At 74.3% G+C, this 24,456-nt stretch carries 17 protein-coding genes and 2 pseudogenes; 5 read left to right on the top strand and 14 right to left on the bottom strand.

Features of this window, described 5'->3' with window-relative positions; all coding sequences use genetic code 11:
* Positions 1-410 precede the first annotated feature (410 nt).
* Positions 411-1,190: a CDP-alcohol phosphatidyltransferase family protein gene (locus OG899_RS24185; RefSeq protein WP_229813704.1), complete on the top strand. Its 780-nt coding sequence runs from the start codon at positions 411-413 to the stop codon at positions 1,188-1,190.
* On the opposite strand, the pseudogene OG899_RS24180 reads toward OG899_RS24185, so the two are convergent.
* The 4 genes and pseudogenes from OG899_RS24180 to OG899_RS24165 all read right to left on the bottom strand — a co-directional run.
* Positions 1,134-1,571: pseudogene (locus OG899_RS24180) on the bottom strand (adenylyltransferase/cytidyltransferase family protein); the annotation flags it as partial. The gene OG899_RS24185 and the pseudogene OG899_RS24180 sit on opposite strands and share 57 nt — an antisense overlap.
* Before the next feature lie 9 nt (positions 1,572-1,580).
* Entirely contained in the window at positions 1,581-3,119 is a 1,539-nt protein-coding gene (locus OG899_RS24175) for a fibronectin type III domain-containing protein (RefSeq protein ID WP_125497399.1), read from the bottom strand.
* Between the two features lie 90 nt (positions 3,120-3,209).
* Positions 3,210-4,751: a lipopolysaccharide biosynthesis protein gene (locus OG899_RS24170; protein ID WP_125497398.1), complete on the bottom strand. Its 1,542-nt coding sequence runs from the start codon at positions 4,749-4,751 to the stop codon at positions 3,210-3,212.
* Positions 4,748-7,855 (bottom strand): hypothetical protein, encoded by a 3,108-nt coding sequence (locus tag OG899_RS24165; RefSeq protein WP_229814479.1) that lies wholly within the window; start codon positions 7,853-7,855, stop codon positions 4,748-4,750. The genes OG899_RS24170 and OG899_RS24165 overlap by 4 nt, the downstream gene beginning before the upstream one ends.
* Before the next feature lie 196 nt (positions 7,856-8,051).
* Between OG899_RS24165 and OG899_RS24160 the strand changes: the two genes are divergently transcribed.
* Both OG899_RS24160 and OG899_RS24155 read left to right on the top strand, forming a co-directional pair.
* The gene (locus tag OG899_RS24160) at positions 8,052-9,032 is read left to right on the top strand and encodes an NAD-dependent epimerase/dehydratase family protein (protein WP_125497397.1); all 981 of its coding nucleotides are present in this window, start codon (positions 8,052-8,054) and stop codon (positions 9,030-9,032) included.
* Between the two features lie 32 nt (positions 9,033-9,064).
* Positions 9,065-10,276: a glycosyltransferase family 4 protein gene (locus OG899_RS24155; RefSeq protein WP_168131158.1), complete on the top strand. Its 1,212-nt coding sequence runs from the start codon at positions 9,065-9,067 to the stop codon at positions 10,274-10,276.
* Positions 10,277-10,398: 122 nt separating this feature from the next.
* Here the strand turns inward: OG899_RS24155 and OG899_RS24150 are convergent, their stop codons facing one another.
* The 7 genes and pseudogenes from OG899_RS24150 to lnt form a co-directional block, all read right to left on the bottom strand.
* Positions 10,399-11,607 (bottom strand): glycosyltransferase, encoded by a 1,209-nt coding sequence (locus tag OG899_RS24150; protein ID WP_125497395.1) that lies wholly within the window; start codon positions 11,605-11,607, stop codon positions 10,399-10,401.
* A complete protein-coding gene (locus OG899_RS24145; RefSeq protein ID WP_125497394.1) occupies positions 11,604-12,188 on the bottom strand; it encodes a DapH/DapD/GlmU-related protein in 585 nt (194 codons plus the stop codon). The genes OG899_RS24150 and OG899_RS24145 overlap by 4 nt, the downstream gene beginning before the upstream one ends.
* A gap of 117 nt (positions 12,189-12,305) precedes the next feature.
* Positions 12,306-13,667, bottom strand: coding sequence for a sugar transferase (locus OG899_RS24140; RefSeq protein WP_168131229.1), 1,362 nt, complete (start codon positions 13,665-13,667; stop codon positions 12,306-12,308).
* Positions 13,668-14,419: 752 nt separating this feature from the next.
* Positions 14,420-15,532 (bottom strand): annotated as a pseudogene (locus OG899_RS24135) (GAF domain-containing protein); the annotation flags it as partial.
* A gap of 89 nt (positions 15,533-15,621) precedes the next feature.
* On the bottom strand, positions 15,622-16,431 hold the full coding sequence (locus OG899_RS24130) for a 3-hydroxybutyrate dehydrogenase (RefSeq protein WP_406311141.1): 810 nt from the start codon (positions 16,429-16,431) through the stop codon (positions 15,622-15,624).
* Positions 16,432-16,485: 54 nt separating this feature from the next.
* Positions 16,486-16,965 (bottom strand): NUDIX domain-containing protein, encoded by a 480-nt coding sequence (locus tag OG899_RS24125; protein ID WP_125497392.1) that lies wholly within the window; start codon positions 16,963-16,965, stop codon positions 16,486-16,488.
* A gap of 66 nt (positions 16,966-17,031) precedes the next feature.
* Positions 17,032-18,642, bottom strand: a complete 1,611-nt coding sequence (lnt, locus tag OG899_RS24120; RefSeq protein WP_406311140.1) for an apolipoprotein N-acyltransferase — start codon at positions 18,640-18,642, stop codon at positions 17,032-17,034.
* Positions 18,643-19,072: 430 nt separating this feature from the next.
* Here lnt and OG899_RS24115 point away from each other — a divergent pair, with 430 nt between their 5' ends.
* Positions 19,073-20,059, top strand: coding sequence for an O-antigen ligase family protein (locus OG899_RS24115; protein WP_406311139.1), 987 nt, complete (start codon positions 19,073-19,075; stop codon positions 20,057-20,059).
* A 26-nt stretch (positions 20,060-20,085) separates the two neighbouring features.
* Here OG899_RS24115 and OG899_RS24110 read toward each other — a convergent pair whose 3' ends face one another.
* A complete protein-coding gene (locus OG899_RS24110) occupies positions 20,086-20,628 on the bottom strand; it encodes a hypothetical protein (RefSeq protein WP_125497389.1) in 543 nt (180 codons plus the stop codon).
* A gap of 148 nt (positions 20,629-20,776) precedes the next feature.
* Complete coding sequence (locus OG899_RS24105) at positions 20,777-21,562, bottom strand: glutamate racemase (protein ID WP_168131155.1); 786 nt, start codon at positions 21,560-21,562, stop codon at positions 20,777-20,779.
* Between the two features lie 69 nt (positions 21,563-21,631).
* Here OG899_RS24105 and OG899_RS24100 point away from each other — a divergent pair, with 69 nt between their 5' ends.
* Complete coding sequence (locus OG899_RS24100; RefSeq protein WP_406311138.1) at positions 21,632-22,813, top strand: glycosyltransferase; 1,182 nt, start codon at positions 21,632-21,634, stop codon at positions 22,811-22,813.
* Positions 22,814-22,889: 76 nt separating this feature from the next.
* Here OG899_RS24100 and OG899_RS24095 read toward each other — a convergent pair whose 3' ends face one another.
* A complete protein-coding gene (locus OG899_RS24095; protein ID WP_189427643.1) occupies positions 22,890-24,191 on the bottom strand; it encodes a TerD family protein in 1,302 nt (433 codons plus the stop codon).
* Between the last annotated feature and the right edge of the window lie 265 nt (positions 24,192-24,456).

The following is a 24,456-nucleotide window of genomic DNA, read 5'->3' as shown; positions in this document are numbered from 1 at the left end:
CCACCGCGCCGCGGTCGTCCCCGCCGGCGGGCCGTTTCCCTCCGGCGGGACTGCGGACAGCAGCGAGCTTGCGGGCCGGTGGGTCCGCCACCGGCCCACCGGGGCCGAGAGGTCCCTCCCACGAGTGACCCGGGGTGGTGCGGAAGGGTGCGGGTCACGGCCGGCCGGTGCCGCGTGCTGCCGGGCGCGCCGTGCGTCGTGGGCCGGACTCGTGCCGTGGGTGCGGCGTGCGGCGCGGCGGTCGGGGCGGAGCCGGCCACGGCCGAGGTGCCGCCACGCGGCAGCCCGCCGCAGCCGACGGGACACCCCGACCCGCCCCGCTCTGCCATAATCTCCTTCCTTTCCACCGATTGATCACTTTTCTTCACAGTTTGCTGTCCGGTGGAAGTTGTCCGGTTGAAGGAGGACCCGTGACCGGTTTCAGCGAGACGCTCCGGCGCCTGGCGGCGGCGCAGAAACCCGCCCGGGGAGTGCCGGCCTACACCCTGTTCGTCAACCGTCCGGCCGGCCGGGTCCTCGCGGCACTGGCGCTGCGGGCCGGTGCTACACCCCATCAGGTCACGCTGGTCGGCGCGCTGTTCACCTTCTCCGCGCTGGCCGCCGTGGCGCTGGTGCGCCCCGGGCCGGTGCTCGCGGTGTGCGTCTGCGCGGCCCTGCTCATGGGGTTCGCGCTGGACTCCGCGGACGGCCAGCTGGCCCGCGCGCAGCGCTCGGCCGGCCCGTCCGGCGAGTGGCTGGACCATGTGCTGGACTGCGCCAAGACGGTCACCGTCCACCTGGTGGTGGCGGTGGCGTTCCACCGGTTCTTCTCGTTGCCGAGCCCGGTCCTGCTGCTCGTACCGCTGCTGTTCGCGCTGTCCGCCGTGGTGCTCTTCTTCGGCGGGATCCTGGCGGAGCAGCTCAAGCGGCGTTGGGCCGTCCCGGCGCCGGCAGGGGCGGCGCGGCTCGCGGACCGGCCGGCGCCCCTGCTGCGGTCCGTGCTGCTCCTGCCGGCCGATCACGGCGTGCTGTGCCTGGCCTTCCTAGCTCTGTGCCGCCAGCAGGCCTTCCTCTCCGTCTACTGCGCCCTGCTGCCGGCTCACCTTCTGCTGTGCGCGGCCTTCCTGGTCAAGTGGTTCCGGGAGCTGCGCCGCAGGGATCTGCGGCGTCCCGGTCCGGCAGAGCAGCTCCAGGGAGCTGCGCAGCAGTGAGCTGGAGGTGTGCGCGGTGTACGGGAAGTAGACGACGTCGACGCCGAGCTGAGCGAAACGCTGCTCCAGCGTCTGCCACTTGGGCGTCCCCTGCCAGTCGTCCCCTTTGAAGACGACGTGGAAGCCGATCCGCTTCCACATCTCCACCTTGTCCTCCTCCGACTCGACGACGGCCATGTCGACGCAGCGCAGGCTGTCGACGATGGCCAGCCGTTCGGCGAGCGGGACGACCGGCGGCCGGCCTTTGAGGCGTTCGACCAGCTCGTCGGAGACGACCCCGGCGATCAGCCGGTCGCAGTGGCGGCGCGCCCGGCGCAGGAGGGTGAGGTGCCCGATGTGGAACAGGTCGAAGACACCGGGCGCGTATCCGATACGGGTCATCCGGCCGTCTCACCCCGCCGTGCGGGCCGGTCCGGACGGCACGGCCACGCGCAGGGCCGGGGACCGCGGTGAGGTGTTCGTGCCGTCGGTCACCTCGATCCGGTACTCGTGGCGGGTGCCGGCGGCCACGGTGTCCGTCCAGCTCATCCACGGGCGGTTCCAGAAGGTGGACGAGCGCACCTGCCGGGAGACGAGCCGGCCGTCGCGGTAGAGGAGGTAGGTGAGCGAGGCGTCGTCGCGGTCCCACGAGGCACGCCAGCGCAGGGTGACCTGTCCGGCCCTGGCCGAGGACACCGACAGGACGGGGGTCTGGGGCGCCCCGGTGTCGGGGCCGGCGGCGAACCGGGTCAGCCCCTGCTGCGGGACGCCGTTGACCCGGGTGAACTCGCCGCCCACCCACAGCACACCGCGCTCGACGGCCAGGGCGCGGGGGCCCACCTTCTCCCCGATCCCTTCGTCGGTGTCGGGGAACCAGTGCAGGATCCTGCTGTCCCGCGGCGACTGGGCGAGCAGATGCTGCCGGTCGCCCCGCTCGGGGAACCCGCCGGGGGTGGCGGAGCAGTCGTGGGCGTGCGAGGCGCTGTACAGGACGCCTCGGTAGGGCAGGACGGCCTGGGTGGCGCCGAGGCAGGTGTCCTTCCACACCATGCGGTCGTCGGCGACGGTGCCCGCGATGCGGCCGTCGAAGACACGGTCGCCGCTGCCCTCGGCGGCCACGTAGAAGCGGGTGCCGTCCTGGGCGAGGGACTTCACCACCGACCGCGGCGGCAGCCACCCGGGGTAGGTGCGGACGGCCGCGCCGCTGGTGGCGTCGAGGGCGACCAGGGCGTGGGCGGGGCGGCCGCCGACCGTGTCGAAGTCACCGCCGGCGTACAGCTTCCCGCGGGAGGGGACCGCGGACAGGGCGCGCACCGGGGCGTCGGTGTCGGCGCGGAACGCCAGCAGGGAGCCGGCGGGTGCGAGGGCGGCGAGGTGCCGTCTGACCTGGCCGTCGATCCGGCCGAAGTCGCCGCCGAGGTAGACGGTGCGGTCCGTGACCTCGATGGCCCTGACCGTGGCGGACACCGCCGGCCGGAAGTCCTTGCGCAGCGCGCAGTCGGCCGTGTCGAGGGCGACGGCGTTGGCCACGCCGGTGGAGCCGGCCCGGCTGAAGGAGCCGCCCACGTACAGCACCCGGCCGTCGGGCGAGGGCTTGAGGGCACGGACGGTTCCGGCGCCGCCCGTGAACGGCACGGCGCACGGCAGCAGCGCACCGGTGACGGCGTCGAACGCGGCGAAGTTGTGCCGCGGGACCTGCTGCTCGCCCGGTGCGGCACCGGCCGGCCGGACCGAGTCGAAGGTTCCTCCGACGTAGACGACACCGTTCGCGGAGGCCAGGGACCAGACGATGCCGTCGGTCTGCCAGGTGCTCAGCGCATCGGCGGTGAACGCCGGGGAGGGCTCGGCGGCGGCCGCGGCGACGGGTGAGCCCAGCAGGGCGGCGGAGCACAGAACGGGAGCGGCGACAGCCCAGCAGGCCGCCCTCCGCGGGGATCTTCTCAGGCGCAATGGACACCCCGGATGACAGTGGTGCGGGTGAGGCGCTGCGAGTGGCCCACGGATGCGCCGGGTCGGGACGGCTCTGTCCCGTGCCGGGCCTCAGGCGACGCGGCGGCGCAGAACTCCGGCCAGCTCGATCACTCTCAGCAGCCTGCGATACCGCCACAAAATAGTACTGAACAGACAGATTCCCCAAGCCAGTGCGACGGCGAGTCCTGACGCGGTGTCACCTTCCAGCGCCCGGACGGTCGCCGGCACCGTCGCGACGGCCACTGCGGCGCCGAGAGCGGCGGCATAGCCGCGGTCCACGGTCGTGAAGCCCAGGCGCAGCCGGACGAGCAGGGCGGCCGAGACGTTCTCGACGACGACGGCCGCACCCCAGGACACGGCAGCACCGAGGACTCCCCACCGGGGCACCGTGAGCAGCCCGGCCGTCAGCTGCACCGTGAACGCCGCCGCGGTGACGGCCAGATGCCAGGAGCTGCGGCCGGACATCAGCAGCACCGTCTGGGCGTTGCCGACCGCGACGTTGACCACTCCGGCCGCGCACAGCACGACCAGGGCGGCCGCGCCGTCGCCGAATTCCGGGCCGAAGGCCGACAGCACGGTGCGCGGGAAGCCGGCGAGGAACACGAACACCGGCCAGGAGAAGAGCACCACCCAGCAGGTCGAGACGCGGTGCAGATGGCGCGCCGCGGCGAGGTCGCCGACCGCGATCAGCCGGCTGAGCTGCGGTGCGACCGCCATCCGCACGGCGAGCTGCACCAGCGTGCCGGCCGTGACGACCCGTCCGACGGCGGTGTAGACGCCCGCCTCGGCGCTGCCGGCCAGGGCGGACAGCAGGACGACACCGACCCAGACCGCGCTGAAGTCGAAGACGGCCGAGACGGCGCGGGGTGCCGCGAACCGCCAGAAGGCACGCCAGGGGACGGCGCCGCGCACGGCCGGGCGGTCGGTGCCGCGGGCGGCGCGGTTGCGGCGCAGGGCCAGCCAGGCGGCGACGGTGCCGGCCAGGGCGGGCAGCAGCCAGGCCGCGGCCAGGGAGAGCATGCCGGGCGCCAGCCAGATCACCGGTACGGCGATGAGCACGCGCAGCACGGGTTTGCCGATCTGTTCCACGGCGACGAACGGCACCACGGTGCCGTGGCCCTGGTTGGCGCCGAGCAGGACCAGGCCCACCGTGGCCACGGGCAGGAACAGACCGAAGAGCCGCATCAGGGTGACCGCGTCGGACGCCGGCAGGTGCGGCAGGAGCGTGGTGGCCACCGCGGGACACAGCAGCAGCGGCAGGGCGGCCGCCGTGGCCGCCACGGTGGCGGGCGTGAGGGCCGCGCGCAGCAGACCGCCCACCTGGCGGCCGCCGCCGACGGCGATGTCCCGGGAGACGAAGCGGACCAGCCCGGTGTCGGCGCCGAGCTTGCAGGCGTGGCTGAGGATGGTGAACAGGGCCACGCCGGTGAACACGGCTCCGGCCCCCTGGGCTCCCAGGGCGCGGGTGATCAGGCCGACGAGGACGAAGGCGAAGACGGCGTTGGCCGCGGAGCCCGCCACGCCCCACCAGCCGCCCCGTGCCGCGGCGGCGACCCCGCTCGGGGCGGTGGCCGCCGCGGGCGCGGCGGCGGCAACGGGTGCCGCGGTCACCTGCGGGCGGCCGTGAGCGTCTCGTCCTGCGCGGGCAGCGTCACCACCGGGGTGTCCGGCGGGGTCGTCGCCGGGCGGCGCACGGTGCGGGAGCGCAGGGCGGCCAGGGCGGAGCGGAGACGGTCCGGCCGGCGGTCGGTGTCGAGCACGGCGCCGAGAAGGGTTCCGCCGGAGCAGTCGATCAGCTCCGCGGCCCGCCGCAGGTCCTCCCGCCGGGTGGTGCCGAGGCCGGCGACCAGCAGGACGCCGTCGACGCGCTGGGCGGCCGAGAGCGCGTCGGCGTGCTCCAGGACCGGGCGGGCCAGGACGACCGTGGTGCGCTCCTGCGATGCTGCGGCCGGCAGCCGGTGGACGGTGCCGTCGCCGGTGGTGCGGCAGGCGAAGTGTCCGGCGGTGCCGGCGTCGACGAGGCGGCTGCCTTCGGGCGGGGCCGGCTGTCCGGACGGGCGGGCGTCGTCGGGGAGCAGGGGCAGCCGGGCGGTCACCGGGGGCGTGTCGGAGTCGGCGTCCACCAGCAGCACCTGCCGGCCGCATTCGGTGAGGGCCGCGGCCAGGTTCACGGCGATCTCCTCGGTGGCCGCATCGCGCCGGGGGGCCACGACGAGGATGCCGCCGGGGCCGCCGGAGGGACCGGTCCGGTGCAGCCGGTAGGCCAGGGCGCGGTGGCTCTCGGCGCGGTCGCCGCCGCGGTGGCCGACCTTCAGCGGGCCCGTTCCGCCGTCGGGTTCGTCGCCGGGTCCGGCGGGCAGCAGCCCCAGCACGGGGCTGCGCAGTGCGGCCCGGACGTCCCCGGCCGACCTGACGCGGGTGTCCAGGGCGGAGCACAGCCAGGCCAGCAGGATGCCGAGGGCGAGGCCGCTCGCCCCGCCGAGGGCGAGCAGGGCGGGCCGTCCGGGGCCCGCGGGCCGGGTGGGCACCGCGGCGTGCCGGACGACGTAGCCGCCGTCGGTGTCACGGGACTTGATCTCCACCATGCGCCGGTGCAGGGTGTCCAGTTCGGTCTGCAGGGCCCGCTGGACGGCCTCGCCTGCGTTCTTCTGCTTCTTGTCCTGCTGCACCGCCTGGATCTGCTGTTCCACGCTGCGGGCGGCCCGCTGCGCGGCGGCCTCGTTGCGGACCTTGCGGTCGGCCAGGTAGGCCTCGGCGAAGGCGTCGGCCGCGCGGGCCGCGCGGCGCGGGGAGGAATCGGTGAACTCGAAGCGCAGCACCTGGGACTTGGGCCGGTGACCGACCCGCAGGTGCCGGCCGAGCGCGGCCGCGTCCCCGGCGGGCCGGCCCAGGGTGCGGGCGGCGCGGGCGACGACCGCGGCACCGGCGGCGATCTGCTGCTCGGTGCCCATGCTGATCTGGTTGTCGGCGGCCACGGTGACCGTGCCGTACGGGTCGGCGGTGGAGCGGACGAGGACCTCACTGGCGGAGGTGTAGACGGGGGTGCGGACGAACGCCAGGGCGGCGCCGCCCAGCAGTCCCAGGGCGACCCCCAGGGCGATGGCGGCGCGGTGGCACAGCAGCCGGCGCAGCTGGTCGCGCAGCTGGTCCGGCTCGTCGTACCGGTCGGGGACGGGGTTGGGGCCGGTCACGGGTGCCCTCCTGTGGGGGATCGGTGCGAGGCGGTCGGATGGGGCCGCAGGCGCCGGTGTCACGGCCCGGGACGCGCGGGCGGCGGGCGCACTGACGAGCAGCGGGACGGCCAGCAGCAGCGTCAGCGGGCCGACGATGCCGAGCAGGCTGCCGCGCAGGAAGACCATCTGGTAGAAGGCGAACGCCGGGACCAGGCACACCGCGAGGGTGCCCGCCCGGCCGCGGAGCCGGTGCCGCACGTCGTCCATGCGGCGGCCCGCCGCGCCGAGGAGGAAGAACACGGCGGCCACCGCCGGCGGACCGGCCCACAGGTAGCTCTCGATCCACAGCGGCGCGGAGAGGTTCTGGAAGTCGTAGCCGGCGAACCGGGCCAGCGCGATGCCGGTGTCCTCCGGTTTGTCCGGCCACACCGTGCGCGGCACCCAGAACAGTGCCGGGCCCAGCACGTCCAGTGGGGCGAGACCTCTGTCGTGGGCGTAGTCGATGCCGGTCTGCACCTGCTGGAAGGCGTCATAGTCGCCGTTGGTGGTGAACTGTTCGGTGAGCGAGACGACGGACAGCTGCTCCCGGTCGCTGTAGCGGAAGTAGTCGCTGTACGGGAAGGCCAGCAGCACGGTCGCCAGGAGGCCGGCCGCCACCGCGCGGAAGGCGCGCGGCCGGTTCATCCGGTCCACCGCGAACAGCAGGGTCGCAAGGACCGTGCCGATCCAGAACCGCGGGGTGCTGACCGGGTTGTTGACGACGGCGTTCAGGGCGAGCAACAGCGGCAGCAGCAGTCGGCGCAGGGCGCGCAGCAGCCGGTCGCCGCCGGGGGCGCGCGGCACCAGCAGCAGGCCCAGCAGTGCCCAGAACGCGGGCACCGACAGCGACCAGTGGCGCAGGGCGGACAGGAAGGCGCCGTCGGAGCCGTCGGCCAGGCCCGACTCGCGCAGGGCCTGGCGGCTGGTGAACCAGACCGCGAGACCCCCCGGTTGACGCGGGATCAGCACGGCGGCCAGAACGAGCGCGAGCCCGCACAACGACAGCAGGCGCCAGGGCGCCAGGCGGCGGGAGAGCAGGCGTTCCACCGCGCCCGGCGCGGAGGGGAGCGGTCCGGCCGTGCGGCGGCGCTCGCGGCGGGCGGCGACGGCCGATCCGGCGCTGTGGGCGAGCAGGCCGAGTTCCACCACGGCCACGGCCGTGAGCGTGGTCGCCCGGTCGGTCCGGTGGCTCCACGGGTAGGTGTCGCAGGCCAGCTGCGCCAGGGGCGCCAGTCCGAGCCAGACGTAGGCGAAAACCCAGAACCCGAGGGCGACCAGCCGGACCTTCGGCGCGGTGAGCACGCGGACGAGGGCCGCACCGCTGTGGGCGACCACCACCGCCTGCAGGGCGAGTGCCGGCGACGGATGCGTGCCGTCCGGCAGCAGGACGATGCCCGGCAGCAGCACCAGCAGCGCCACGGACCAGAGGCAGACCGCGGTGATGCCGCCGGTGCCGGCGCCCGGCGAACACTGCGGAAAAAGACGTTTCACCTGAAAGGCCATCAGGAGGGTTATAGCGCTTGCATACCGGCGAACCGCTCAGGCGCGCGCAGAGCCTGGCCCCGGGGCGACCGCGCGCACCGCACCGTCATCGGGTGACGCACCGCAGTCAAGCGGCGCGCCCTACGCCTTATTTCATGACATATATGCATTGATGATGCCCACCAGATCAGAGGATCTCCGGACGAAGGAGTGCCCCATGGGCAAGCAGGTGGACGTCGTCGTTGCCGGTGGCGGGGGATTCATCGGCGGTCATCTCGTGGGCGCCCTGCTGGAGGAGGGACTGACCGTCCGTGCCGTCGACATCAAGCCCCGGCACGCATGGCACCAGCTGCACGAGGCCGCCGAGAACGTCACCGCCGACCTGTCGCTGCTGGAGCACGCGCGGGCGGCCGTCCGGGGCGCGCGGCAGGTGTACATGCTGGCCGCCGACATGGGCGGCATGGGCTTCATCGAGAACAACAAGGCCGCCTGCATGCTCTCGGTGCTGATCAGCACGCACATGCTGAAGGCCGCGCACGAGGAGGGCGTGGAGCGCTACTTCTACTCCTCCTCCGCCTGCGTCTACGCGGCCGGCAAGCAGACCGACCCGGACGTCACCGCGCTGCGCGAGGAGGACGCCTACCCGGCACAGGCGGAGGACGGCTACGGCTGGGAGAAGCTCTTCTCCGAGCGCATGTGCCGCCACTTCACGGAGGACTACGGGCTGGTCACCCGGGTCGCCCGCTACCACAACGTCTACGGCCCGCACGGCACCTGGACCGGCGGCCGCGAGAAGGCGCCCGCCGCGGTGTGCCGGAAGGTGGCCGAGGCGGCCCTGTCCGGTGACCACCGGATCGAGATCTGGGGCGACGGTCGGCAGACCCGCTCCTTCATGTACATCGACGACTGTCTGCACGGCACCCGCATGATCATGGACGGGGACAGCGGTGTGCCCGTCAACCTGGGCTCCTCGGAGCTGGTGAGCATCAACCAGCTCGTCGACCTCGTGGAGCAGATCGCGGGCATCCGCTGCGAGCGCCGCTACCGGCTGGACGCCCCGCAGGGCGTGCGCGGCCGCAACTCGGACAACACCCTGATCCGCGAGCTGTACGGCTGGGAGCCGTCCATTCCGCTGATCGACGGGCTGGAGCGCACCTACGCCTGGGTGTACGACCAGGTCAAGCGGGCCCACCAGTGACCCCGGCCACCGACGCCAGGACACACGAGCCGATGAGGATCCTCGTCCACGACTACAGCGGCCACCCGTTCCAGGCCCAGCTGAGCCGGGAACTGGCGCGCCGCGGCCATCGGGTCGTCCACTCCACGTGCACGGCCTACGTCTCCGGCAAGGGCGACCTCGCCTCCGACACCCCCGGTCTGCGCTTCGCCACCATCGGCGACGGGGTCAGGCTGCGCAAGGAGGCCTATGCGCGCCGGCTCGGCCAGGAGACAGGGCTGGGCTGCGAACTGGCCCGGCAGGTCGCCCGCGTCCGGCCCGATGCGGCCCTGCTGTCCAATCTGCCGGTCCCGGCACTGGTGGTCACCGCGGCCGCGCTGCGTGCGCTGCGCATCCCGTGGGTGCTGTGGCACCAGGACGTGACCGCGGTCGCGCTCCGGAGCTTCGCCGCGGCCGGTGTCGCCCGGGCGATGGGCGTGGCGGCCACGGTTCTCGGCGCGGGCGAGAAGTGGGCGGCACGCCGCGCCGCTGCGGTCGTGGTGATCGCCGACTCGTTCGTGCCGGTCCACGCGCAGTGGGGCACCGCGCACAAGGTCACCGTGGTGCCCAACTGGGCGCCCCTGGACGAGATCACACCGGTACCCCGGGCCAACGCCTGGTCGGAACAGCACGGCCTGGACGGGGTGCCGACGCTGCTGTACTCGGGCACGCTGGGGCTGAAGCACAACCCGGTGCTGCTGGTGCGGCTCGCCGAGCGCCTGCGCGAGCAGGGCAGTCCGGTGCGGCTGGTCGTCGTCAACGACGGCCCCGCCGTGCCCGTGCTGCGCACGGCCGCCGCCGAGCGGGGCGTCGATCTGACCCTGCTGCCCTTCCAGCCCTACGCGCGACTGCCCGAGGTGCTCGGCAGCGGGGACGTCCTGGTCGTCCTGCTGGACCCGGACGCGGGGCGGTTCTCGGTGCCGTCCAAGACGCTGTCCTATCTGTGCGCCGGGCGGCCCGTGCTCGGCCTGATGCCCGCGGACAACCTCGCCGCGGGGCTGCTCCGCCGGGCGGGGTCGGCGGTCTTCCCGCCCGAGGAGCGGGCCCTGGAGGACGCCGCCGCCTGGGTGCGCACGGTGCTGTCCGACCCGGCGCTGGCCGAGCGGCTGGGCAAGGAGAGTCGCGCGCTGGCCGAGCGGGAGTTCGCCCTGGACGACTGCGCCACCCGCTTCGAGGAGATCCTCCGCGGGGTGTGCGGGGCGGGCACGGGCCGAGCGGGTACCTGAGCGCGCGGCCGCTCGGCCGCACCAGCGGCCCGTCCGTGCGGCCGGGCGGCACCGGGCAGCCGGAACCGCGCTCCCCCGCCGTCGGCCCGGTCGGGTCCGATCGGGCCGGCGGCGCCGGAAGGTCAGGCGGCAGGACCGGGGGCGGCCATCTGCTGCCGTGAGCCGGCCGTCGTACGGTCCCTGTCCTGCACAGCGTCCGTGCCGGCCGGCTCCCCCGCGCATGCCCCTCGGTAGATCTCCTCCAGCCGGTCCGCCACGGCGCCGATGGAGTAGAGCTCCTCGACCACGCGGCGCCCGGCCCGTGCCGTGCGGGTCCACAGCTCGTCGTCGCCGAGCAGCCGGCACACGGCCGCCGCCAGGGCCGCCGGACTGCCGTCGGTGACCAGGGCGGCGCCGCGGCGTTCCAGCTCCTCGGCGATGCCGCAGGTGTCGGTGCAGACCACGGGTGTGCCGGCGGCCAGCGCCTCGATCAGGGTCATGCCGAACGGCTCGTTCACGCTCGTCAGCACATGGACCGCCGCCTCCCGGTAGGCCCGCCGGGCCGCGTCCGGGTGCAGCGGACCCCCGTAGCGGATCACGCCGTCGGGTGCCCGGTCGATCAGCCGGCGCACGGCGGGCAGCGAGCCGTCGTCCGGGCCGTACAGGGTGAAGCGCGCCTCGGGCATCGTCCGGTGGACGTAGGTGGCCATCTCCACGAAGGTCTCGGGACGTTTGCGCGGGTGCAGCCGGGCCAGGAAGAGCACATGCGGAGGGCGCGGCCCGAGTGATTCCGGTCCGGGTGCGTCCGGCCGGATGCCGTTGGGCAGCACGGGCAGCGGCGGTGAGCCCCCGCCCAGCACCCGCGCCACCTGCCGGCGTTCCTGCCCGGTCAGCACACAGCAGGCGCGCACCCGGCGCAGCAGCGGCACATACAGCAGGTCGAACAGCCGGACGGGCAGGGCGGTGCGCGGTTCGACCATGCCGTGGGTCTGGGCGACGCACGGCACGCGGCGCAGCACGGCGACGGCGAGGGCGGCGAGGGAGACCAGATCACGCCCCGCGTGGACGTGCACGACGTCGACGCCCTCCGTCGCCCGCCACAGGTCGCCGAGGAGCCGGGGGTGCAGCAGGCCGATGCAGCCCCGGGCCGGCAGCAGTGCGCGGGCGGGACGGGAGCGCAGCGGGACGTCCCCGATGCGCTCGGGTGCCCGGCCGCTGCCCCGCCACAGCGACAGCAGCGTGACGTCGTGTCCGCGTGCGGCCAGCTCCTGCGCCTGGGCGACGGCGACGCTCGGCGGGCCGCCGTAGATTCCGTCGTCGCTGATCAGGGTGACGACCTGCAGCAGTCTCATGCGGTGCGTCCCTTCGTCGTCAGGACCGTGCCGGGCGGCAGGTCCCGGTGGGCCACGGCCCCGGCGCCCACCACGGCGCCCCGGCCGACGGTCACGCCGCGCAGCACGACGGCGCGGGCCGCCACCCAGCTGCCCGGCTCCAGGCGGACGGGACCGTTGTCGAACTCGAAGGCGGGGCTGCGGCGTCGATGGCTGCCGGTGCACAGCAGCGCGCCCTGGGAGACGCAGCAGTCGTCGCCGATCGTGACGGGTTCGAGGTTGAGGATCCAGGCGTCCTCGCCGATCCACACGTCGTCGCCGACGGTCAGCTTCCACGGCCAGTGCACCCGCACCCCGCGCCGGATCAGCACGCGCCGTCCGACACGGGCGCCGAAGGCACGCAGCAGCGCCGGCCGCCAGCGGGCCGGGCACCACCATTTGACGAAGACGAGGTGGAGGACGGCGAACCAGGCGGCCTGCACAAGGAGCGGCCGTCCCTTGTCGTAGCCGGCGCCGGTGAAGCCGCGCAGGTCGCGGTCGACGACCGGGGCCGTCACCGGCGGATCGTCACCGGGCCGCGCGGTGGCTGCGGTCTGCGCCATGACTGTGTCCCTTTCCGAGGGCCGGGGCGTCGGGCATCCGTGATCCTGCTCGCCCCGGGGCGCGACCGGCCCGTCCGGCGGACGTGTCGGCGGCAGCGCTGCCCGGATGGCGGAGCGTCAGTAGGCGCCCTGGCCGCTGAGCACCGCGCGGACGGTGCGGGCCATGACGTGGACGTCCAGTGCCGGGGACCAGTTGTCGACATAGCGCAGGTCGAGCGAGACGGTCTCGTGCCAGGACAGGTCCGACCGTCCGCTGACCTGCCACAGCCCGGTCAGGCCCGGCTTGACGCGCAGCCGTCGCATCTCCACCGGGTCGTACTGCACGACCTCCTCCGGCACCGGGGGGCGCGGCCCGACGAGCGACATGTGGCCGAGGAGGACGTTGAACAGCTGGGGCAGCTCGTCCAGCGAGTAGCGGCGCAGGAAGCGGCCCAGGGGGGTGACGCGGGGGTCGCGCCGCATCTTGAACATGTGGCCGTCGTGCTCGTTCGCCGCCGCGAGCTGCTCCTTCATGCGGTCCGCGTCGACCACCATGGTGCGGAACTTCCACATGGGGAACGGGGTGTTGTCCCGGCCGACCCGGATCTGCCGGTAGAACGCCGGGCCGGGCGAGGTGAGCCGCACGGCGAGCGCCAGCGCCAGCAGCAGCGGTGCGAGCAGCACGATCAGCACCAGGGCGCCCACCCGGTCCACGGCCGCCTTGAGCACCGCGGGCGCGCCGCGGCTGATCGGGGGCGCGATGTGCAGCAGGGTGAGCCCGGAGGCGGAGGTGAGCCGCATCCGGCGGCGTGCGACCTCGACGATGCCGGGGAGCACGACGATCGGGCATCCCCGGTCGTGCACGGCCCAGGACAGCCGGCGCAGCCGCCGGCCCGACAGATGCGGGCCCGGCACCACGAACACCAGGTCGGCGCCGACGGCGTCGACCGCCCGAAGCACCGGCGCGGCGTCCGGCTCGGCGCCGTCCGGCTCCGCGCGCGGCAGCCGCACGTACACGGGGACACCGGAGAGCACCGCGTCCTCGCCGACCGGGCAGCACGCCACGACCACGTACTCGTGGTCGGTGCGCTGGGCCAGCTGCTCGACGACGGCGTCGATCGACGGGCTCTCGCCGACCAGCACGACGTGGCGCAGGGCACGGCCGTCGCGGCGGGCGGCCAGGAGATGACGGTGGATCACCGTGTGGCAGGCGGCGGTGAGGACCAGTGCGGGGATCAGGACGGTGAAGGTGTCGGCGGGCACGTTGTCCAGTCCGCACAGCACGCGCAGCGTCGCCAGCGCGCCGACCAGCAGCAGCCAGTCCTTCAGCACGGCCCCCAGGCCGCCGCCGTCGCCCCAGGCGGCCGAGGTGTAGCGCCTGGCGGCCGCCCGGATCAGCGGCCACGCCAGGGCGGCGGCGGAGACCAGGTGCACGGGGCGGGGTTCGCGGACCTCCGCGATGGCCGCCGCGACCGGCAGGGCGGCGCCCGCCAGGTCCACGCCGACGGACAGCGGGCCGTACCAGCGTGCCTGGGTTCCTTCCGGGCGCGCCGGCCGACGCGGCACGGCCACCGGCGTCTGCCGGGATGCCGCGGTTCTGAAGGGCCGCATGCTTCTCCTCAGGAAGCGGTGAGTCGGTCAACCGGCGTGGCAGCTCCGTCTGTTCACGTGCCGAACACACCGTCAAGCGATGTTTATATCAAGGGATGTGCAGTTATGTACGATTTACTCACTCATACTCGGCTGGTGTCCTGAGCGGCCCGTGATTCGGCGGCGGAGGAGCGGAGTGGCACGCCCGCCGCGCCGGGGCAGCCTCCTCCCCGCCCATCGATGCCTCCGCGCATGGCGGCCCGGCGAGCCGCGGACCGAGCGCCGCGACGGCCACAACAGCGTGCTCGTACCTGACGAGGCTTTCTCCGGCCGGATCGTCGTGACGGTGCAGGCCGCGGACGTCCCACGTCCCACCTGCCCGGCTCTTCCGACTCACCGCAGGCGGCCGGCCGGCCGTTCCGCTGTGCACGCGTAGCATGCCCCGCACCGTCGCCTTCGTGCGGGACGGTGCGCGGCTCGTGGGTGACGTTTCCCGGTCTCTCCGCGGCGGGCCTGGACCTGAGGGAGTCGTGGGAGTACAGGAACGGCATCCCTTTCGACGACCGGTGGAACAGCGTGCACTACAAGGAGTCGCAGAAGCTGTTCCCGCTGCATGCGAAGTGCCACGCAACCGTGGATCCTGTGCCTGTCTGGATCAACCCCCGGGATGCCTCCAGGGGAGCGGCCGGTGCGGCGGTGGTCTCGGTGAACTCGACGGTGCCGTCGAGGACCTGCAAGACAGCGGCGGCCACGTCGTGCACGCCGCCGCCGCGCAGCACGAGTTCGGCGAGCCGGTCGTGGACGTCCGAGGCGCGTTCGATGACCGCGCTGCGGTCGCGGATGATCTCGTTGGCGCGTTCCAGGTCGGCGAGGGCCGCGCGGGTCTCGGTGAGCAGGTTGGCGCTGTCGATGGCCGCGGCGGCCCAAGCGGCGAAGGATCTCAGCAGGGCGATCTGTTTCCGTTCGAGGACCCGTGCCCGGCGGTCGGCGGTCGGCGGTCGGCGGTCGGCGGCCGGCGGTCGGCGGTCGGCGGCGAACAGGACACCGATGACGTGCCGGCCGAGCATCAGCGGGACGCCGAGGATGGCGACGAGTCCCTCGTCCCGCACGCCGGCGTCGATGGTGCCGGTGTGCTGGAAGCAGGCGTCGCGGAAGCAGTCCTCGGTGACGTAGGGGCGGGCGGTCTGGGCGACGAGGCCGCCGAGTCCTTCGCCCATGCCGAGGCGCAGCTGCTGGAAGCGTGCGGAGACGGAGCCCTCGGTCACCCGCATGTAGGTGCCGCCGCGCGCCGGGTGGTTGAGGGTGAGGGAGGCGACATCGGTGCCGCGCAGGGAACGGGCGCGCTGCACGATGGCCGTCAGCACGGAGTCCAGGTCTCTCGGGCGGCCAGGTCGTGGGCGGTGGCGAACAGGGCGGACAGTTCGGCCTCGCGGCGCCTGAGGCCGTCCAGCTCGGCGCGTACGCGCAGGGCGAGCCGTTTGGCGTTCTCGAGCGCGGCGATCCACACGGCCGGCCGGCCCTCGGCGCGGGCGAGCAGCACCGGCTGCTCGAAGGCGGCGGCGGGTGCTCCCCCGGGCGAGCAGGTCGAGGAACGGCGCCCCGGTGAGGCCCTCCGGCACGGCGGCGTCGTGGCCGGAGGGCGGTGCGGCGCCGTCGGCGAGCGGTACGCCGCCCGCGGGCGGCACCGCCGGGCCGGGCGGCCCCGGCACGCCCTCGGCGGACGGTGGCGCCTCGGCCGTGAGGCGCCCGGCGGAGTTCGGCTGATCGCTGGACATGGCCCACAGGATTCCGTACGGGTGCGGTGTCCGACGAGGCCTGTGGACAACCCTGCGACGGACGCCCGGAGGCCGGTCCGCCGGGCGGGTCAGTGGGCGGTCCAGCCGCCGTCGAGCACCAGGCACGAGCCGGTGACGAAGGAGGCCTGCGGGCCGCACAGACAGGCCACCGCCTCGGCGACCTCGTCCGGTTCGATGAGCCGCTTGACCGCGCTGTCCTGCAGCAGGACCTCTTCGAGCACCCGGTCCTGCGGGATGCCGTGGGTGCGGGCCTGGTCGGCGAGCTGCTTCTCGACCAGCGGGGTACGCACATAGCCGGGGTTGACGCAGTTGGAGGTGACGCCGTGCGGGGCGCCCTCCAGGGCGGTGGTCTTGGACAGCCCCTCCAGGCCGTGCTTGGCCGCCACATAGGCCGACGTGTAGGCGGAGGTGCGCAGGCCGTGCACCGAGGAGATGTTGACGATGCGGGCCCACTTCTGCCCGTACATGTGCGGCAGGGCCCCGCGGATGAGCCGGAACGGCGCCTCCAGCATCACGGTCAGCACCGTGTGGAAGACCTCCGGCGGAAACTCCTCGATGGGGCGGACCAGCTGGATCCCCGCGTTGTTGACGAGCACATCGGTGCCGGCGGCCGTCCGCTCGGCGGCGTCCAGGTCGGTCAGGTCGAGGACGACCGGTTCCGGGGATCCGGCGAGCGGCCCGGACTGCTCCACCAGCGCCGTCAGGCCCTCCGCGTCCCGGTCGACGGCCCTGACCGTGGCCCCCGCGGCGGCCGGCCGGAGCGCGTGGGCGCGGCCGATGCCGCCGGCAGCGCCGGTGACGAGCGCGGTGCGGCCGGTGAGGTCGAGCGAGGACTTCAGCGGGGCCGGGTGGGCGGAGTGGGGGCTGAGCGTGGTCATGCCTCGACCCCGGGCAGCGCCCCCACCGCACCCCCTATGGGCGCCACCCATACTTCAGTCACACGGCGTGGTGTCGAACCATGTGGGCGCGTCGGAGAGGGCCTGCTTGATCCGGAACAGTCCGAACTCGTGCAGGTCCGGCAGCGCGTCCACCGCGAACCAGCCCACCTCGAGCGACTCGTCGTCGTTCACACGGGCCTCGCCGCCCACGGCACGGCAGCGCACGGTGATGTCCATGTACTGGCAGACGTCCCCGTTGGGGTAGGTCATGGGCTCCAGTGCCTGGACGAGCACCACCCGCTCGGCCACACAGCGCACGGCGGTCTCCTCGTACACCTCGCGCACCGCGCACGCGGCCGGCTGTTCACCCGGATCCGGGATGCCTCCGATCACCGACCACTTGCCCGTGTCGGAGCGGCGGCCCAGCAGGACCCGTCCCTCGTCGTCGAAGACGACGGCGGTGACCCCGGGCAGCCAGAGCAGATGGTTGCCGACGGACGCCCGGATGGTGCGGATGAACTCTGGAGTGGCCATGGACCGACCCTAACCGGCTGCCGCCCGGCCACGGGGAGCGCACGGAGACGTTCGCACGGCGTGCGGTTACACGGCCGTGGCGCGCCGTCGGCGCACACCCGCCCCGATCGCGGCTCCCAGGCCGCCCGCGGCGAGGAGCACGAGGACGCCCTCCGGGAGCGCGCCCAGTTCGGTGGCGGGCGTGGTGGAGGAGCGCAGCGGCACCTTCTGCACCAGATAGGCGGGCACGAACATGCCGGTCCGCTGGGCGATGTGCCCGTCCGGCGTGATGATCGCACTGACCCCGCTGGTCACCGGGACGGTGACGGTCCGGCTGTGCTCGACCGCGCGGATGCGGGACATGGCGAGCTGCTGGTAGGTCATCTCGCTGCGGTCGAAGGTCGCGTTGTTGCTCGGCACGGAGATCAACCGGGCGCCGTGGGTGACGGTGTCGCGCACCGCCCAGTCGAAGGCGGCCTCGTAGCAGGTGGCCAGGCCGATCCTGGTGCCCGCGACGCTGAACACCCCGGGCTCGGTGCCCCTGCTGAAGTCCTGCCGGACCATCGACGTCCAGTTCTCGTTGATCGCGCCGACCAACGAGCGCAGCGGCAGATACTCGCCGAACGGCTGGATCTGCCGCTTGTCGTAGGTCTGCACGGGGCCCTTCACCGGGTCCCACAGGATCTGCTCGTTCAGCAGTCTGCCGTCCCGTGTCACCACGCCGCCGACGGAGATCGGCACACCGACGGCCTTGGCCGCCTGATCGATGACCAGGCGTGCGTCGGGGTAGGCGAAGGGGTCGATGTCGGAGGAGTTCTCCGGCCAGAGCACGACGTCGGGCCTCGGCACCTTGCCGGCCCTCACGTCCGCCGCGAGCCGTTCGGTCTCGCGCACGTGGTAGTCGAGCACCGCCCGGCGCTGCGCGTTGAACTCCAGGCCGGCCCGCGGCACATTGCCCTGGATCACCGCGACCGTGAGGGTGCCGTCCTCGGCCGTGTCGCCGACCAGGGTGCGCGCGGCCAGGGCGCCGATCACCGGCACGGCCACGCACAGCAGGGCCGCGGCGGCCGCCGTCCGGTGTATCGCGCGGGTGCGCCGGGCGTGCACCGCGAGCCGTACCACCTCGTACAGGCCGAAGCCGCACAGGACGACCGCGAAGCCGAGCACGGGTGTGCCGCCCACCGCCGCCAGCGGCAGGAACACCCCGTCCGCCTGGCCGAAGGCGATCTTGCCCCAGGGGAAGCCGTGGAAGGGCACCCGGGCGCGGGCCGCCTCCCCGGCGATCCACACCGCCGCCGCCCACACCGGCCAGGCGGGCAGCCGTGACACGGCGGCGATGCCCACGCCCGCGAGGGCGACGAACACCGCCTCGGCCGCGACGAGCGCCAGCCACGGAAGCGGACCGACCTCCACGCTGGTCCACACCAGCAGCGGCAACAGGAACCCGAGGCCGAAGAGATACCCGAGGCCGAACGCGGCCCTCAAGCGGCGGCCCCGCAGCACCCGGCCGAGGACGGCGAAGGCCGGCAGGGCCAGCCACCACAGGGTGCGGGGCGGGAAGCTGACGTACAGCAGCACCCCGGCCAGCACCGCGGCGGCGGCCGGGGTCAGCCGGGTCAGCCGGGCGCCCCAGGAGGCGGGGGCCGGCCGCGCGGTCACCCGGTCCGGCTCGTCGACAGTTGGCGCGGTGACACTCACCCGGGGAGTGTACGGCGGCGACCTGGGCACCGGCAGATGCGGTCGCCGCACACCCGCACGGCACACACGGCACGGGGTGCACGCGGCTTCACATATCGCGCACCGGACGTCCACAATGCGGGCGGCAGCCGCTACGGTGATCCCAGGCCCTGATCGCCGCCGTCGAGGCGTGCTCGGGGCCGAGGGCACGGGTCGGGGGGCGACCGGATACCAGCAGCGGGGGGCGAGGGTGCGGTCCACCGGGAGACCGTCCGCGAACGGGACGGACGACGTACGACGGACAGACCGGCGCCGACGCGCCGGACGACGGGGGAAGCGGCGGACGCGGGGCCGGGCCCACGGTGATGCGACAGGACCGGTCCACGACGGACCGGACACCACCGGACGGGACGCCGGCCGTGAGCGGCGCCCCGGCTCGGACGCGGCCGGTGTGCTGGTGCTCGCCGCCTGTGCGGCCTGGGCGCTGATCACCGGTGCGGTGCACCAGGGCCGTCCCGAGGGGGTGCTGCTCGCGGTGCTCGCCGTGGCCGCCGGCTACGCCTGCGGGCGCATCGGGGGCGCGCTGCTGCCGGTGGCGGCACCCTGCGCCGGGGCACTGGCGGGGGCCGCGCTCGCGGTCACCGGGCCCGGCCTGGCGGCGGGGCCGCGGCCGGCTGCTCCCCTGGGCCAGGTGGGTGCCACCGCCGCCGTGCTGGCCCTGTCCACCGGGGCCGCCTGCTGCGCCGCCCGGGCCGCGTCGGCGCCGGCGCTGCGGCTCGGGCTGCATCTGATGGCCGTCGCGGTCGCGACGACGGCGGTCGCGGCCTCGGCCGGCGCGGTGATCTGCTGCGCCGGGGTGCTGCTCGGCTCGCCGGCCGTCGGCCGCACCCGGCACCGGGGCGCGGTCCTGGCGGTTCTCGCCGCGGTGCCGGTCGTGGTGGCCGGGACGATCTGGGCACTGGCCGCTCGAGCGCTGCCCGGCGAAGCCGCCGGGGTGCTGGCGGATCTGCTGACCGGGCACCGGGTCGGGCTGTGGCAGGAGGCGCTGAGCCTGGCGCACCGCCACCCCGTCGCGGGGATCGGCCCCGGCCGTTTCGCGGACTTCAGCACGGTGGCCGCACCCCACCCGCTGCCGGACGGCACACCGCATTCGGCGCTCCTCCAGCAGGCGGTCGAACAGGGGCTGGTCGGGGTGGCGCTGTCGGCCGCGGCCTGGGTGTGGGTGATGCACGCCCTGTGGCGTTCGGAGCGCCCGACCCCTGTCGTGCTCGCCGCGGGGGTCGCGCTGACCGTGGTGGCGTCGGTCGCCCTGCTGGGCGACGCGCTGAGTTTCACCGCGGTGCCGGTGGGTGCCGGTCTGCTGGCCGGCATGGCGACGGCGCGCCCGCTCACCGAGGAGACGGGCGCGGAGGAGACGGGCGTGCCGGAGAGTGCGTGAGGGTTTGCGAAGAGACGCGGCGGGGTTCAGGCCCGCCCGGTGGCCGGGGGACGCAGCCGGTCCCTGATCACGCGGACGGCCGACTCGGCGTTGTCGATGGTGATCGTGAACGTCCGACCGTCCCACAGCCGCAGCACGATGCCCTCGCCGCGCCGCACGACGACGGCGGTGCCCTTCTCGGGCCGCCACCGGTAGCCCCAGCCGCCCCACTGGCAGGGGGTGACGTGCGGTGCGAAGTCGGCACCGGCCACCTCGTCCAGCGGGATGCGGCGGCGGGGCACCCCGATGTGGCCGCAGCGGATCTCCAGGCACTTCTGGTCGACCTTCACCGCCACGTGGACGAAGGCGAGGGTGCCGAAGAGGACCAGCAGCCCGGCCGCGATGCAGCCCACCACGGACATCACCAGCGGTGCGATGCCCGAGGTCCAGGCGGAGGACACGGCGAGCTGGATGCCCAGGGCCAGGCACGCGGCACCGACGAGGGCGAGCAGCCACTGGACGCGGTTGGTGGCCCGTCCGGTCCACACGTCGGGCTGCGGGCGCTTCTCGCTGCGGGAGTCGTCCCTCATGTGAACGAGGTTACTCAGGTTTCGCCGCTCGGGGTGGCCTGTCGCACAGGTCCGTGACCAGGAGTGCGGGCGGGGTGCCGGACCGGGCGGGTGTCCCGTGGGCCTCGTGGTACTGGTGCTCCGGAGCGCGTGCCGGGTGGCGGGCGGGTCAGCCGGCGGGGCTGACCGTCCGGAGCAGGCGGCCCTCCGCGTAGGACAGGGCGGGGGCGGGCAGCGGGCCCTCCTGCCCGTTGAGGAGCACGGTCACCGTGCCCTCGTCGGCCGCCTCCGGGTCGGGGGCGGCGCCGATGCGGCGCAGCGCCTGGGCGGCGACGGCGCGGGCCGAGCCGCACAGCACGGGCTGCGGCCGTCCCGGCCGCCGCAGGGCGGCACCGATGCGCTCGGCGACCAGCTCGTAGTGGGTGCAGCCCAGCACGACGGTGGTCACCTCCTCGGGGGTCAGTGCGGCGGCGGCCCGGATCGCCTCGTCGATCGCCGACTGGTCGGCGCGCTCGACGGCCTCCGCCAGCCCCCAGCAGGGCACCTCGGCGACCTGCACCCCGGAGGCGAACTCACGGATGAGGTTCTTCTGGTACGCGCTGCCGGTGGTGGCCGGGGTCGCCCAGATGGCGACCGGTCCCCCGCCGGCCGCGGCCGGCTTGATCGCGGGCACGGTGCCGATCACCGGGATCCCCGGCTCCAGAAGATCGCGCAGGGTGCTCAGCGCGTGCACGGTCGCGGTGTTGCAGCCCACGATCAGCGCGTCGGGCTCGTACGCGGCGGCGGCCTCGGCGACGGCCACGGCACGCCGGGTGAGGTCCTGCGGGGTGCGCGGACCCCACGGCATGCCCGCCGGGTCCAGGGAGAGCACGAGATCCGCGTCGGGGCGCAGGCGCCGTACCGCGGCGGTGGCCGCCAGCAGGCCGATTCCGGAGTCCATGAGCGCGATCTTCACGGGCCCACGATAGACGATCACCGGACGATCACTTCGGTGTGCTCCGCGGCCGTGGGGCAGACTGCCGGGGTGAGCGTGATCGTGTGGATTGCCGTGGCATCGCTTCTCGCCTGGCTGTGGCTGCTGCTCGGCCAGGGCTTCTTCTGGCGCACCGACGTCAGGCTCCCGCCGGGCCGGGACCCGGACCCGGGCGACTGGCCGGCCGTGTGCGTCGTGGTGCCCGCGCGGGACGAGGCGGCCGTGCTGGGCGGGAGCCTGCCGTCGCTGCTCGCGCAGGACTATCCGGGGCGGGCGGAGATCGTCCTGATCGACGACAACAGCTCGGACGGCACCGGGGAGCTGGCCCGCGACCTGGCCCGGCGCCACGGCGGACTGCCGCTGACCGTGGACACCCCCGGCGAGCCGCCCGCCGGGTGGACCGGCAAGCTGTGGGCCGTACGGCACGGCGTCGAGCTGGCCCGCACGCGGCGGCCGGAGTATCTGCTGCTGACGGACGCGGACATCGCGCACGCCCCGGACAGCCTGCGCCGACTGGTGGCGGCGGCCCGGGCGGGCGGCTACGACATGGTGTCGCAGATGGCGCGGCTGCGGGTGGAGAGCCTGTGGGAGCGGCTGGTCGTGCCGGCGTTCGTGTACTTCTTCGCCCAGCTGTACCCGTTCCGGTGGATCGGCCGCCGGGGCGGACGGACCGCGGCGGCCGCGGGCGGCTGCGTGCTGCTGCGCGCCGAGACCGCCGAACGGGCCCGGATCCCGGAGGCGATCCGGCACGCGGTGATCGACGACGTGGCCCTGGCCCGGACGGTCAAACGCGGCGGCGGGCACATCTGGCTGGGACTGGCCGACCGGGTGGACAGCGTGCGCCCGTACCCGCGGCTGCACGATCTGTGGCGGATGGTGTCGCGCAGCGCCTACGCGCAGCTGCGCCACAATCCGCTGCTGCTGCTCGGCACGGTAGCCGGGCTGGCGCTGGTGTATCTGATGCCGCCGGTGGCCCTCGTGGCGGGCGCGGCGGCGGGCAGCCCGGCGACGGCCGCCGCCGGCGGCGCGGCCTGGCTGGTGATGATCGCCACGTATGTGCCGATGCTGCGCTACTACCGGCAGCCGCTGTGGCTCGCGCCGCTGCTGCCGTTCACGGCGCTGCTGTACCTGCTGATGACGGTGGACTCGGCGGTGCAGCACTACCGCGGCCGGGGCGCGGCCTGGAAGGGCCGCACCTACGCGCGTCCGGACACCGTGCCGGAGGAGGGCTGAGCCCGCGCCGCACCGGACCGGGCGGTGCGGTGCGGCGGGCACGGTCGCGGCCGGCGCGGACGGGAGCGGGCCGACGTCACTTGCGGCCCGGTGTCCAGTTCAGGCCCCAGCCGTACGCCTGGTCGACCGTGCGCTGCGGGCTGACCCCTCGCCGGGGCACCAGATAGCGGGCCTCCCGCTGGACGAGCAGATCCCCACCGGTGTTGGTGAGCAGGGCCAGTGCGCACACGGTGGAGGGCACGGTGCACTCGTCGAGCGAGAAGTCCACCGGGGCGCCGTGCCGGGGCCGGAGGGTGACGGTGGCGTGCAGGCCGGCGAAGGAATCGGCGCCCTCGTAGATGGTCACGAAGACGAGGATGCGCCGGAAGGCGTCCACGTGGTCCAGGTTGACGGTGAGGTTCTCGCCGGTGGCCACGGCGCCGGTGCGGTCGTCGCCGTCGAGGTGGATGTACGGCGGCCGGTCGAGCGCTCCGTAGGCGTTGCCGAGGGCCTGCACGACTCCCTTGCTGCCGTCGGACAGCTCGTACAGGGCGCACAGGTCGAGATCGAGGTCCGTGTGCCGGGCGGCGGCACGGCCGCGCCGGCCGCCGCTGCGGTGGACGGACGGTCGGCGCATCTGCCAGTCGAGGTTCACCCGGAGGTGTCCGGAGCTCGCACCCTGCTTGGCCAGCGACACCGAGGGTGCCGCCTTGGTGAGCGTGACCTTGGTGAGACGGACGGCGGGGGCGTGCGGCCGTGCGGTGGGCGGAGGTGCCGGCCGTCCCGTGGGAGGCGGCAGCGGTACGGGGGCGCCGGAGGGCGGCGGGAGGGGGGCGGGGGACGCCTGCGGGGCGGGAGCGGGCGGCGGCGCCGGGTGCTGCGGCTCGTCCACGGTGATGCCGAAGTCCGTCGCCAGTCCTTCCAGACCGCTGCTGTACCCCTGGCCCACGGCCCGGAACTTCCAGATCCCCTGACGCCGGTACAGCTCGCCCAGGACCAGGGCGGTCTCCACGTCGGCACCGATGCCGTCGAACCGTGCGACGACGCCGCCCGTGGCGGTGTCCCGCAGCTCGATGTACAGATCCGGTACCCGGCCGAAGGCACCGCCGTCCGCCGAGGCGGCGAGCACGACCCGCTCGATGCCGGCCTCCAGGCGCGCGAGGTCCACCAGCAGCGTGTCGGTGACCCGGCCGTCCGCCTCGCGCCTGCCCTCGTGGCGGACGGCGCCGGAGGGGTGCAGCGGCTGGTTGTAGAAGACGAAGTCCTCGTCGCCGCGTACCCGTCCGCCCGTCAACAGCAGTGCCGAGGCGTCGACGTCGGGGACTTCGGGGCCGGAGCGCCGGCCCACGTCGACGCGCAGGGCCGTCGTGGGCACCGGTGTGTTCGCGCCTTTGAGCATGGACATGCTTCCCCCTTCGCGTCCGGGCCCGGTGGCCCGCCGGAACGCCTGTGACCAGCCTAGGCCCGCCCGGTTCCGGTGCCCGCGAAAAGGTGTCGGCCCCGCTCTCCGGACGCCGTTAACCAGATGAAAACCAGCCTTTTACACGATCCGAACGCCAAGCGCCGCCCCTTTTTGCCGACTTCGCTCGCATTGGGGATCCCACGCCACCGCCGACACGGGAAACAACCCTCTTATCGGTCTCCCCAACCAGCACATCGTGGGC

Source organism: Streptomyces thermoviolaceus (genome assembly GCF_045209695.1).
Classification (GTDB): Bacteria; Actinomycetota; Actinomycetes; order Streptomycetales; family Streptomycetaceae; genus Streptomyces; species Streptomyces thermoviolaceus.
Note: the sequence above shows the minus strand (reverse complement) of the source record. Positions and strands in the feature narration are given on the sequence as shown.